The following is an 11,598-nucleotide window of genomic DNA, read 5'->3' as shown; positions in this document are numbered from 1 at the left end:
GGCGTTCGGAAGGCCGTTCCCGGGACCGTTCACGACAAGGGCCCGGACCGGGAGCGCTCAGTCGCGCTCGCAGACGAAGATCGCCGTCCCCGGCAGCAGGCCACCGCGCAGCGGCGACCAGCCGCCCCACTCCGCGGTGTTCCAGGCCGGCCACTCCGGCTCCACCAGGTCCACCAGCCGGAAACCCGACGCCACGACGTCCCGCACCCGGTCCCCGAGCGTCCTGTGGTGCTCCACGTACACCGCGCGGCCCTCGTCGTCCTGCTCCACATAGGGCGTGCGGTCGAAATAGGACGACGACACGGACAGACCCTCGGGACCCGGCTCGTCCGGGAACGCCCAGCGGATCGGATGCGTCACCGAGAACACGAACCGGCCACCCGGGCGCAGCACCCGCCGCACCTCCCGCAGCACCAGCCGCGGATCGGCCACGAACGGCAGCGCCCCGTACGCGGAGCACGCCAGGTCGAAGGAACCGTCCGCGAACGGCAGCGCCCCGGCGTCGGCACAGACCAGCGGAAACGATCCGCCGATGCGCAGCGCGTGCTGGAGCTGGCGGTGCGAGAGGTCCAGCGCCACCGGACGCGCCCCCTGGGCGGCCAGCCAGCGCGCGCACTGCGCCGCGCCCGCGCCGATCTCCAGGACGTCCCTGGCCTTCAGGTCCTCCGGCGGGCCGAGCAGCTCGGCCTCCACCTCGTCCAGGCCCTCGGGGCCCCACACGAAACGGTCGTCACCGAGGAACGTCCCGTGCTCGACCTGGTACTCGTCGGCGTTCCTGTCCCACCAGCCACGGTTGGCACGGGCGCTCTCCGCGATCCCGGCGTCACGGCGTGTCGCTTCCGGCTCGAACCCCTCGGGCTCGTGCGGTTCCGGCTCTTGGATGATCGGCTCCCTCGTCGTACTCTTCCGTCCAACCCGCCGGGCGAAGGCGTGTCACGGAAGGGGTCCCGCAGGCCTGTACGGCCTCCTGGGACGATTCTTGTGCCGGGAATGCGGCGATCCGCCCCGGGTGTGCGCCTTCGCGCATTGACCCTGTCCGGCTGCCCCCGTATGCTACAAGTTGCGCTGCGGGCCTGCGCACCTCAGACGTAGCAGGCTGCGCTCGCATCTGTATGTATGTCCCCTCGGTTGTCGAGGCGCCACCGGGCACCCGGTGTCCTTATTGGTGGCGCTTCCTTGGCTGTCCGGCTTCTGCAGAGCGAAACGGGCTCCCGGCGTAAGCAGTGCCTACGACTTCAATGTCCGTACCGGAGCCCTTTCCCACATGACGAGCAGCACCGAGACCACCGCCACCACCCCGCAGGTTGCGGTCAACGACATCGGTAACGAGGAAGCCTTCCTCGCCGCGATCGACGAGACGATCAAGTACTTCAACGACGGCGACATCGTCGACGGCGTCATCGTGAAGGTCGACCGGGACGAGGTCCTGCTCGACATCGGTTACAAGACCGAAGGTGTCATCCCGAGCCGCGAACTCTCGATCAAGCACGACGTCGACCCGAACGAGGTCGTCAAGGTCGGCGACGAGATCGAGGCCCTGGTCCTCCAGAAGGAGGACAAGGAAGGCCGCCTGATCCTCTCGAAGAAGCGCGCCCAGTACGAGCGCGCCTGGGGCACCATCGAGAAGATCAAGGAAGAGGACGGCATCGTCACCGGTACCGTCATCGAGGTCGTCAAGGGTGGTCTCATCCTCGACATCGGCCTCCGGGGCTTCCTCCCCGCCTCCCTCGTGGAGATGCGCCGCGTCCGCGACCTCCAGCCGTACGTCGGCAAGGAGCTCGAGGCGAAGATCATCGAGCTGGACAAGAACCGCAACAACGTGGTCCTGTCCCGCCGTGCCTGGCTGGAGCAGACCCAGTCCGAGGTCCGCCAGACGTTCCTCACGACCCTCCAGAAGGGTCAGGTCCGCTCCGGTGTGGTCTCCTCGATCGTCAACTTCGGTGCCTTCGTGGACCTGGGTGGCGTCGACGGTCTGGTCCACGTCTCCGAGCTGTCCTGGAAGCACATCGACCACCCGTCCGAGGTTGTCGAGGTCGGCCAGGAAGTCACCGTCGAGGTCCTCGACGTCGACATGGACCGCGAGCGTGTCTCCCTGTCGCTGAAGGCGACCCAGGAAGACCCGTGGCAGCAGTTCGCCCGCACCCACCAGATCGGCCAGGTCGTGCCCGGCAAGGTCACGAAGCTGGTTCCGTTCGGTGCGTTCGTCCGCGTGGACGAGGGCATCGAGGGTCTGGTCCACATCTCCGAGCTGGCCGAGCGCCACGTGGAGATCCCGGAGCAGGTCGTCCAGGTCAACGACGAGATCTTCGTCAAGGTCATCGACATCGACCTCGAGCGTCGTCGCATCAGCCTCTCGCTGAAGCAGGCCAACGAGTCCTTCGGTGCCGACCCGGCCTCGGTCGAGTTCGACCCGACCCTGTACGGCATGGCCGCGTCCTACGACGACCAGGGCAACTACATCTACCCCGAGGGCTTCGACCCCGAGACCAACGACTGGCTCGAGGGCTACGAGAAGCAGCGCGAGGAGTGGGAGCGCCAGTACGCCGAGGCGCAGACCCGCTTCGAGCAGCACCAGCAGCAGGTCATCAAGTCCCGCGAGGCCGACGCTGCCGCTGCCGCCGAGGGTGGCGAGGCTGCCGCTCCGGCCGCTTCGGGTGGCGGCTCGTACTCCTCCGAGGGTGCGGACACCTCCGGTGCCCTCGCCTCGGACGAGGCGCTGGCCGCGCTGCGCGAGAAGCTGGCCGGCGGCCAGAGCTGATCGCTGCCGCTGAGGCTTAGCAGGTAGTAGCTGCTGAGGGGCCGTACCTTCCGGGGCACGGCCCCTCAGGGCTTTCCGGGCCCGGGCCCCGCCACACTTCCGGGGGGCCGGGGGCCGGGGGCCGGGGGTTCGAGGGGCCGGGGGTTCGAGGGTCCGACGGTCAGGGAGTGACCGGGATGTTGGTGAGGCCCTTGCCGCCGGTCACCGTGTTGCTGCTGTAGACCGTCGTCCGGCAGCCCGCGCCGGCGTTGGTGACGTCGATCGCCCATCGGGTGGAACCGCCGGCACCCGTCAATGTCGACTTGTTTCCTTTGAAGACCGTGCCGCAGCCCCAGCCGGACTGCTGGGTGTGCGTCTGGTAGCCGTCGTTCGTGGTGTTCCTGCCGGTGTTGTTTTGCACCAGGACGTCATCGCCCTTCACGTCCACCCAGGAGTCGTCGTAGTTCGCGCCGGTCAGCCCGCTGCCGTCGAACGTGTTCCCGACGATCCGCGCGCCGGTCGTCCCCTCCTTGATGTCGACGTTCTCGCCCCCCACGTCCGGCCCGATCGTGTTGTCCAGGATCTGGATGCGGTCGCTCCGGTCGGACAGCGTGTTCGCGGTCCCCACGTACACGCCCTCGCCCATGCCGCGGCCGTCGTTCCCGGTGTCGTAGATCGTCGAGTTCCTGATCACGCCGTCCGTGCTGGAATCGCGGAAGTGGACGCCCTCCATCGTGAGCCCGTGCACGGTCACGCCGTCCACCACCACACCCGTGGCCGAGTCGATCATGATGCCCTTCTGGCCGCCGGTCACGGTCAGCCCACTGACCGTCCAGTAGGACGCGCCGTCCAGGTGCAGCCCGTAGCCGCCACCCGCCCGGAGCACGGCCCCCGGGGAGCCCGTGAGGGTGATGCGGGCCGCGGCGGTGGCCGGCGTGACCGCCTTGAAGTTGCCGGTGTACGTGCCGTCCGCCAGACGGATCGTGTCGCCGGGCCGCGCGCCGGCGAGCGCGGTCCGGAGCTGGGCGGCGGTGCCCACCTCCACGGTCTGGGCGGCGGCGGCCGGACCCGCGCAGAGCAGCGGGCCGCCGGTGAGGGCGAGCGTGGCGAGCAGGGAGGTGAGCAGCGGACGCGTGCGCATGGGGGTGCCTTCCTGTCGTACGGACCTGTCGACCGGTACCGATCTCGCTTATCTCATACATGAACGACGGGTGCAATTGTGAACACCGGTCCTGGCGAAGGTACGGACCAGTTGACGGAGCGTCAAGGCACCCGGCACGACATGCCTGATCAGCGCCCCGGACCGGGAATGCCCCCGCCCCGGGGCGCGTTGTCGATGAAGGACACGAGGAGGAGCGGTCACAGTGCTTGATCCGCAGGGTTTGTACGCATGGGAGCCGAAGGGCCTGGCCGTCGTCGACATGGCGCTCGCCCAGGAGTCGGCCGGCCTGGTCATGCTCTACCACTTCGACGGATACATCGACGCGGGGGAGACCGGCGACCAGATCGTCGAACGCCTCCTCGACTCACTGCCCCACCAGGTCGTCGCACGCTTCGACCACGACCGGCTCGTCGACTACCGCGCCCGCCGCCCGCTGCTGACCTTCAAGCGGGACCGCTGGACCGAGTACGAGGTCCCGGCCATCGAGGTCCGCCTCGTCCAGGACGCCACCGGCGCCCCCTTCCTCCTGCTCTCCGGACCCGAACCGGACGTCGAGTGGGAGCGGTTCGCCGGCGCCGTCCAGCAGATCGTCGAGCGACTCGGCGTCCGCCTCTCCGTGAACTTCCACGGCATCCCCATGGGCGTCCCGCACACCCGGCCCGTCGGTCTCACCCCGCACGGCAACCGCACCGACCTGGTCCCCGGCCACCGCAGCCCCTTCGAGGAGGCCCAGGTGCCCGGCAGCGCCGCGTCGCTGCTGGAGTACCGGCTCCTGGAAGCCGGACACGACGTCCTCGGCGTCGCCGCCCACGTCCCGCACTACATCGCCCGCTCCGCCTACCCCGACGCGGCCCTGACCGTCCTCGAGGCCGTCACCGCCGCCACCGGCCTGGTCCTGCCCGGGGTCGCCCACGCCCTGCGCACCGACGCGCACCGCACCCAGACCGAGATCGACCGGCAGATCCAGGAGGGCGACGAGGAACTGACCGCACTCGTCCAGGGCCTCGAGCACCAGTACGACGCGGCCGCGGGCGCCGAGAGCCGCGGCAACATGCTCGCCGAACCGGTCGACATCCCCTCCGCCGACGAGATCGGCCGCGAATTCGAACGCTTCCTGGCCGAACGGGAGGGCGACAACTAGCAGGGTGCGCTACCCGCGGGCTCTCCGTCACCGGCAGGGCCTAAGCTTCCGCACATGCTGAAAGTGGGCCTGACCGGCGGCATCGGCGCCGGCAAGAGCGAGGTGTCACGGCTGCTCGTCGAGCACGGAGCCGTACTCATCGACGCCGACCGCATCGCACGCGAAGTCGTGGCGCCCGGAACCCCCGGGCTCACGGCCGTCGTGGAAGCCTTCGGCCCCGACGTCCTCACCCCGGACGGAAGCCTCGACCGGCCCGGACTCGGCTCCATCGTCTTCGCCGACCCCGGGAAACTCGCCACCCTCAACGCGATCGTCCACCCCCTGGTCGGCACCCGCTCACGCGCACTCGAGGACGCCGCCGCCGACGACGCCGTCGTGATCCACGACGTACCCCTCCTCACCGAGAACGGCCTCGCCCCCCTGTACGACCTCGTGATCGTCGTCGACACCAGCCCCGAGACCCAGCTCGACCGCCTCGTACGACAGCGCGGCATGACCGAACACGACGCCCGCGCACGCATGGCCGCCCAGGCCACCCGCGAACAACGCCGCGAGATCGCCGACATCGTGATCGACAACGACGTCCCCCTCGACACCCTGCGCAAGCGCGTCGCCGAAGTCTGGGACGAGCTCACGCGCCGCGCTCAGGAACCCCGGCCCTCCACCGGCTGAACCGGCCCCGCCCAGGCGCGGAATAGCCGTACTTCCCGGGGCGTTGAACCGCTTCAGCGAGGGAAGGATCTCAGCCGTGCCCGAGACCAGCGGTTCCACCGGACGTACCCCGGAGACGCACGTCATCGACTTCCGCGCCGCCGAGCAACTGCTCAACGCACGGGACCCCAGGGGCGCGGTGAAACTGCTCGACGGAGTCATCGCCGCCCACCCGGAGAACACCGCGGCCCGCCTCCTGCGCGCACGCGCCTTCTTCGCCGCCGCCCAACTCCGTCCTGCGGAACTCGAGTTCACCATCGTGCTCGAACGGGAACCGGACAACGCCTTCGCCCACTTCGCGCTCGCCCGCACCTACGAACGCCAGGGCCGCCCCGACCAGGCCAAGCGCCACTTCCGGCTCGCCGCCGCACTCGACCCGAACCCGGACTACCTCAAGGCCGCCCGCTTCGACGACTGACGGTCACCGGCCGCCACCCCCCGGACGTCACGGGGACGCGCTCACGGATGCCGAGGCCGGCGAGGGCCCGGCCGAGGCGGACCACCCTCCGGCGGACGGTACGGCGGCACGTCCGGACCCGGCTGGTAGTGCGGACCCTGCCGCAGGTGCCGCAGGATCATGGCCATGTCCACCGTGACCACCAGCCACAACACCCCGCACGCCACGGCCCACCCCGGACGCCCGACCAGCGCGAACACCGCCGTCCCGAACACCGCCCAGACGAATCCCCACACACTCAGCCACAACCGCGCCCGCAGAGCACTGCGCGCGGTCACCGGTTCACTGCCCGTACGCATCCGATCACCACTCCTCCTTGCAACGTACTCCCCGTCCTGCCCGACGTCCTCCCCGACCGGAACGCGCCGGTAGGACGGGAGCACCTGAGGACGGGGGGACCTGAGGACGGGGGGACCTGAGGACGGGAGGACGGGGGGCGGGAGGGCCTGGGAGCGGGAGACGAGGCCGGACACCCCATCGAGTGGTGAGAGAGCGCGCCGATGAGCGATGAGTTCCCGGCCCCGGACCGGTCTACCTCGACGACAGCAGGCAGGACCGCTTCACTCAGGAGACTCATATGTCCCAGCCCACCGCCCCCACCGCGACCGCCACCCCGCGCACTTCCGCCACCACCCGCAGCCGCGCGGCCCGTATCGCCCTGCGCACGGTGCAGGTGCTGCTCGCCCTCTTCTACGGGATCGCGAGCGCACTGCCCAAGCTGATAGCGCATCCGTCGGCCGTGGAGTCGTTCGACAAGATGGGCTGGGGAAGCGCGGGGATGTACACCATCGGCGCGCTCGAACTCGCCGGCGCGATCGCGCTGTTGGTGCCCGTCCTGCAGTCGGTGGCCGCCATGGCGCTGAGCGCGCTCATGGTGGGCGCGTTCATCGTCCAGCTCACCGTCTTCGACGGTCAGTACGCGGCGACCCCGCTCATTCTGATCGTGCCGCTCGCACTCATCGCCTGGACCCGCCGGTCCCACAACACCGACCTGCTCCGACTGCTCCGCGGCGCGGGGCGAACGGCTTGAGCGGGGTGGGGAGCCGTCGGCCCTACCGGCCGGCCCCACCGGCTCTCCCCGTCCCGCCGGTGCTTCCGGACCTGCCGGGGCCGGCGAGTCCGGTGGGTCCCTGGGGGCCGCCGGTGGCCGGTCCGCCGAGTCCGCCCAGTCCGCGGAGTCGTTCCAGTTCGCGGCGGTCTCGCTTGGTGGGGCGGCCGGCGCCTCGGTCGCGGATACCGGCCGGGGCCACGGCATCACGCGGCGGGGGCGGAGGCGAGTTGTCGGTGTAGCACTGGGCTGCCACCGGGGCACCGACGCGCTTGCGGATCAGACGCTTGACGATCACGACCCGCTCGCGGCCCTCGTGCCGGAGCCGTACCTCGTCGCCGACGCGTACGGAGTAGGCGGGCTTCACCCGCTCTCCGTTGACGTGGACGTGGCCGCCACGGCAGGCGGTGGCCCCCAGGGAGCGGGTCTTGATGAGGCGCACGGCCCAGATCCAGCTGTCGATCCGTACGGTCTCGCCCGTGCCGGGCCCCGCGGCCTCGGCGGCGGCCACCGCGGCGGCGGTCTTCGGGTCGAGCGGCCCGCCCTCGGCGCGCTCGGCCGCATCGGCGGGGGCCGCTTCATCCGGGCCGCCGGTGTGACCGTGCACGTTCTCGTCCGCATCCTCGGAAGCCATGTCCCGACCTTAACCCGCCGGACCGGGGGACCCGGAGACGATTTTCCGGGCCGGGGCCCGTCGAGCGGCCCGGGTGCGGCTTGCGCTTCAGGGACGACCTCACCGCCCCGCCCTGACGACCGGTCGGCCCCGACAGCCGGCCGGGTCCCACCCTGGCCTGATCTTCGGCGGGGCCGGGCATACGGTGGCGATATGGACGACAGCAGCGGGCTCGCTCGGCTCGACCGGCGCGTCGCGGGATGCCGGGCCTGTCCCCGGCTGGTGGAGTGGCGGGAAGAAGTGGCGCGCACCAAGCGGGCGGCGTTCGCCGACTGGACGTACTGGGGGCGGCCGGTCCCCGGGTTCGGCCCGGCCGACGCGCGCCTCGTGATCGTCGGACTGGCACCCGCGGCGCACGGCGGCAACCGCACGGGCCGCATGTTCACCGGCGACCGTTCCGGAGACGTGCTCTACCAGGCGCTGTACGACGTCGGCCTGGCCTCGCAGCCCACTTCCGAGCGCATCGACGACGGGCTCGAACTGTACGGCGTCCGCATCACCTCGCCCGTCCACTGCGCCCCGCCCGCCAACAAGCCCACCCCGGGCGAGCGGGACACCTGCCGCCCCTGGCTGGTGCAGGAGCTGAAGCTGCTGCGTCCCACGGTCAGGGCGGCGGTGGTGCTCGGCGCCTTCGGCTGGCAGGCGGCGCTGCCGGCCTTCAACGAGGCGGGCTGGCCCGTGCCCCGACCCCGACCCGCCTTCGCCCACGGCGCCCGGGTCACGTTGAACGGCTCGGCCACCTCCGCAGGCTCCGACGGCCTCGAAGATTCTGACGGCCCCGGAGGGGCTGACGCTCCCGAAGGCCCGGCAGGCCCCGACGGCCTGGCCATGCCTGGCGGCCCGGCAGAGCCAGGCGGCTCAGACGGCCCCGGCCCAGACGATCCGGACGGCCCGGGCAGGCTGGACGTCTTCGGCTGCTTCCACGTGAGTCAGCGCAACACCTTCACGGGCCGGCTCACTCCCGCCATGCTCCGCGAGGTGCTGCGTACGGCGGCCGACGCGGCCGGGCTGCCCTGACCGAAGGGCCACCTCAGGACCTCCCTCTCAAGGCCGCCACACGTACCGCACGTCCGGCTCCCGCTCCTCGTTGGCGCTGCCGTCCGTGTGCTCGACGGCGACGAATCCGTGCCGCTCGTAGAAGCGGTGGGCGGGTTTGTTGACCTGGAAGGTCCACAGGCTGAGGCCCCGCGGGCTGCGTTCCTTGGCGAGGGTGACGAACCGGTCGCCGATGCCGTGCCCCCGCCAGTCGGGGGCGAGGTAGAGCTGGGAGAGCTCGTCACCGTTCAGGACCATCACTCCGACTATCCCGCCGTCCTCCCCGGGCGCCTCCGCGACCCAGGTCTCCCGCAGCGGCACCACGACCTCCCGGAAGTAGTCCCGTACGTCGTCGTCGGTGCGGGGCCGGACGACCGTGGGCAGCGCGGCGGCGAAGGAGCGCAGCCAGACGTCGGCGGCGGCTCGGGCGTCCGCCGGCACCGCCCGGCGCAGGACGACCGCGGCCGACGCCGGGTCGTGCCGTTCCTCCGGCACCACGGCCGTCGCCGTGATCTCCACCAGTTGCCCGGTGTACCCGAGGCAGGCGACACCGAGCAGGGTGGACGAGTGGGGACCCCGGCTCAGCCCCGACGCCTCCACGACCTCCCACACCGAGGACAGCACCGCTGGTTCGCTGCTGACGACGTACACGTCCGTCGTCAGCACATGCTCCAAGTCACTCCCCACCGAACGCAGTTGCTCACGGAGGTTGGCTATGACCCGCTCGGCCTGCCGCACCGGATCCCCGGCTCCGACGATGTCCCCCTTCTCGTCGAGCGGCACGGCTCCCGCGAGGAAGGCGAGCTTCGTGCCGGCCTCGACGACGGAGGCGTGGGAGTAGGTGGGCGGCGGGAACAGGGCGGGAGTGGTCACGCGACGGATCATGGCGGCTCCTGGGCTGGCCGGTGCACAACCTCCCGATCATCTGCGCCCCGCCCCCGGCTCGCACCCGAATTTCCCGCCCTGCCACGTCGCACCCTTCCAGGCTGCCGAAGGGGCACCGGCGGCCTCTACGGCCCCGCCTCGTCGGGGTCCTGTCGCTCCGCTCCCGACCGTGCCGCCTCGCCGCGCGCCGCAGCGGCCGCCCTCGCCGACACCTCCCGCCGTCCGCGCCGTAGACCGGCACTCGCCGTGCCGGAGCGCCGGACCGTGGCCGCCGCGACGACTCTGAAGCCGGGGCTCTCTTCGGCCGCTTCGACCCGCTCCAGACGGTAGAGCCGGGTCGGCGGGGCCGACACCGAGTACCGGTTGACGCGCAGCAGATCGGGCTCGCCCAGCAGTCGCCGGACCAGTCCGGCGCTCCAGCCGCGGGCGCGCAACCCCGTCAAGGACACATGGGCGCGGCGCCCCCTGGCTCCGTCGTGCGGTCCGAGCTCCGCTCGGCGTGCCGCATCCTCCCTGTCCGTCACCATGACCTCCCCCGTCGTGACATCGAGTGACGACTTCCTTGATAACGCGCCCCACTGACAATCGGCTCGCCCCGCACCCGTCGACCGCCCTAGGCTCACGGCCCTCGGACGCACGCGCACGCACGCACGCACGCGCTTAGCTGTCGCGCCTCCACCAGCCCGCCCCACCGCGTCCCACCCACCCCACGCTCGTCGCCCCGGCCCCCACCGCACGACCCCCCCCCGACCCCGGAGTCCACCCGTGCCCAGCCTCCCGAACTCCGTCGACGACTTCGATGACGACTCCGCTCACAACGTCGACCGTGACTCCGACGCCGACTTCCTCTCCGCCACCGCCGACCGCCTGGCCACGCTCCCCGCTGTCGAGGCGGTGGCCCTGGGCGGCTCCCGGGCCCAGGGAACCCACACCCCGGACAGTGACTGGGACCTGGCCGTCTACTACCGGCGCGCCTTCGACCCCGCCGACCTGCGCTCCGTCGGCTGGGAGGGCGAGGTGTCGGAGATCGGCGGCTGGGGCGGCGGTGTGTTCAACGGCGGGGCCTGGCTGACCATCGACGGACGCCGGGTCGACGTGCACTACCGGGATCTGGACGTGGTCGAGCACGAACTGGCGGAGGCGGGGGCGGGACGGTTCCGGGTGGAGCCGCTGCTGTTCCATCTCGCGGGGATTCCCAGCTACCTGGTCGTCGCCGAGCTGGCCCTCAACCAGGTGCTGCGCGGCAAGCTGCCCCGCCCGGAGGCGTACCCGCCCGAGCTGCGCCGGACCGCCCCTGAGCGCTGGGCGGGCACCGCCCGGGCAACCCTGGCCTACGCCAGGGCCAGCCACGCCCCGCAGGGCCGCCTCACCGAGGTGGCCGGCGCACTGGCCACCGCTGCCGTACAAGCCGGCCACGCGGTGCTGGCGGCGCGCGGAGAATGGGTGACGAACGAGAAACGGCTGCTGGAGCGGGCCGGTCTGCGCCGGATCGACGAGGTGATGGCCGCACTACGACCGGCCCCGGAGGCGCTGACCGACGCGATCGGGACGGCGGAGCGGATCATCGACCGGGCGACCCGGCGTCCGTGACACCGATCGGCCCCGAAGGTGCCACCGAGCCTTGTGGCCGCAGCGCCGAGCGGCCCTGCCGTGGCAGCGAACGCCCGGCCACGACGAGGGAACGAACGCCCGGCCATGTGACGAGGGAGCGAACACCCGGCCATGTGACGAGGGAGCGGACGCCCGGCC

General features: G+C 71.5%; 13 protein-coding genes and 1 pseudogene. 7 read left to right on the top strand and 7 right to left on the bottom strand.

Annotation, left to right across the window (positions count from 1 at the left end):
* Positions 1-57: 57 nt before the first annotated feature.
* Positions 58-885 (bottom strand): class I SAM-dependent methyltransferase, encoded by an 828-nt coding sequence (locus B446_RS10360; protein ID WP_078614675.1) that lies wholly within the window; start codon positions 883-885, stop codon positions 58-60.
* A 379-nt stretch (positions 886-1,264) separates the two neighbouring features.
* Between B446_RS10360 and rpsA the strand changes: the two genes are divergently transcribed.
* Positions 1,265-2,758 carry a 30S ribosomal protein S1 gene (rpsA, locus tag B446_RS10355; protein ID WP_020939377.1) on the top strand — a complete coding sequence of 498 codons (1,494 nt, stop codon included), beginning with the start codon at positions 1,265-1,267 and terminating at the stop codon, positions 2,756-2,758.
* 160 nt (positions 2,759-2,918) lie between these two features.
* Here rpsA and B446_RS10350 read toward each other — a convergent pair whose 3' ends face one another.
* Positions 2,919-3,878 (bottom strand): right-handed parallel beta-helix repeat-containing protein, encoded by a 960-nt coding sequence (locus B446_RS10350; protein WP_020939376.1) that lies wholly within the window; start codon positions 3,876-3,878, stop codon positions 2,919-2,921.
* A 223-nt stretch (positions 3,879-4,101) separates the two neighbouring features.
* On the opposite strand from B446_RS10350, the gene B446_RS10345 reads away from it, so the two are divergent.
* The 3 genes from B446_RS10345 (at position 4,102) to B446_RS40740 (ending at position 6,169) form a co-directional block, all read left to right on the top strand.
* Positions 4,102-5,040, top strand: a complete 939-nt coding sequence (locus tag B446_RS10345; RefSeq protein ID WP_020939375.1) for a PAC2 family protein — start codon at positions 4,102-4,104, stop codon at positions 5,038-5,040.
* 54 nt (positions 5,041-5,094) lie between these two features.
* Positions 5,095-5,712 carry a dephospho-CoA kinase gene (coaE, locus tag B446_RS10340; RefSeq protein ID WP_043475241.1) on the top strand — a complete coding sequence of 206 codons (618 nt, stop codon included), beginning with the start codon at positions 5,095-5,097 and terminating at the stop codon, positions 5,710-5,712.
* 76 nt (positions 5,713-5,788) lie between these two features.
* A complete protein-coding gene (locus B446_RS40740) occupies positions 5,789-6,169 on the top strand; it encodes a tetratricopeptide repeat protein (RefSeq protein WP_020939373.1) in 381 nt (126 codons plus the stop codon).
* Between the two features lie 41 nt (positions 6,170-6,210).
* On the opposite strand, the gene B446_RS40180 is transcribed toward B446_RS40740, so the two are convergent.
* Positions 6,211-6,507 carry a DUF6343 family protein gene (locus tag B446_RS40180; protein ID WP_020939372.1) on the bottom strand — a complete coding sequence of 99 codons (297 nt, stop codon included), beginning with the start codon at positions 6,505-6,507 and terminating at the stop codon, positions 6,211-6,213.
* A 278-nt stretch (positions 6,508-6,785) separates the two neighbouring features.
* Between B446_RS40180 and B446_RS10325 the strand changes: the two genes are divergently transcribed.
* A complete protein-coding gene (locus B446_RS10325) occupies positions 6,786-7,238 on the top strand; it encodes a DoxX family protein (protein WP_020939371.1) in 453 nt (150 codons plus the stop codon).
* A gap of 22 nt (positions 7,239-7,260) precedes the next feature.
* Here B446_RS10325 and B446_RS10320 read toward each other — a convergent pair whose 3' ends face one another.
* The gene (locus B446_RS10320) at positions 7,261-7,890 is read right to left on the bottom strand and encodes an RNA-binding S4 domain-containing protein (protein WP_020939370.1); all 630 of its coding nucleotides are present in this window, start codon (positions 7,888-7,890) and stop codon (positions 7,261-7,263) included.
* 192 nt (positions 7,891-8,082) lie between these two features.
* Between B446_RS10320 and B446_RS39860 the strand changes: the two genes are divergently transcribed.
* Positions 8,083-8,946, top strand: a complete 864-nt coding sequence (locus B446_RS39860) for a uracil-DNA glycosylase (protein WP_043475237.1) — start codon at positions 8,083-8,085, stop codon at positions 8,944-8,946.
* A gap of 27 nt (positions 8,947-8,973) precedes the next feature.
* Here B446_RS39860 and B446_RS40175 read toward each other — a convergent pair whose 3' ends face one another.
* The 3 genes and pseudogenes from B446_RS40175 to B446_RS36050 all read right to left on the bottom strand — a co-directional run bounded on the left by B446_RS40175 (position 8,974) and on the right by B446_RS36050 (position 10,292).
* Positions 8,974-9,459: a GNAT family N-acetyltransferase gene (locus B446_RS40175; RefSeq protein ID WP_234967623.1), complete on the bottom strand. Its 486-nt coding sequence runs from the start codon at positions 9,457-9,459 to the stop codon at positions 8,974-8,976.
* A 57-nt stretch (positions 9,460-9,516) separates the two neighbouring features.
* Positions 9,517-9,849, bottom strand: a pseudogene (locus B446_RS40170) (RidA family protein); the annotation flags it as partial.
* Between the two features lie 125 nt (positions 9,850-9,974).
* Positions 9,975-10,292: a hypothetical protein gene (locus B446_RS36050; protein WP_148305729.1), complete on the bottom strand. Its 318-nt coding sequence runs from the start codon at positions 10,290-10,292 to the stop codon at positions 9,975-9,977.
* A gap of 424 nt (positions 10,293-10,716) precedes the next feature.
* Between B446_RS36050 and B446_RS10300 the strand changes: the two genes are divergently transcribed.
* Positions 10,717-11,439: a nucleotidyltransferase domain-containing protein gene (locus B446_RS10300; protein WP_052352264.1), complete on the top strand. Its 723-nt coding sequence runs from the start codon at positions 10,717-10,719 to the stop codon at positions 11,437-11,439.
* Positions 11,440-11,598: the final 159 nt, after the last annotated feature.

The organism is Streptomyces collinus Tu 365 (assembly GCF_000444875.1).
GTDB classification, from domain to species: Bacteria; Actinomycetota; Actinomycetes; order Streptomycetales; family Streptomycetaceae; genus Streptomyces; species Streptomyces collinus_A.
Note: the sequence above shows the minus strand (reverse complement) of the source record. Positions and strands in the feature narration are given on the sequence as shown.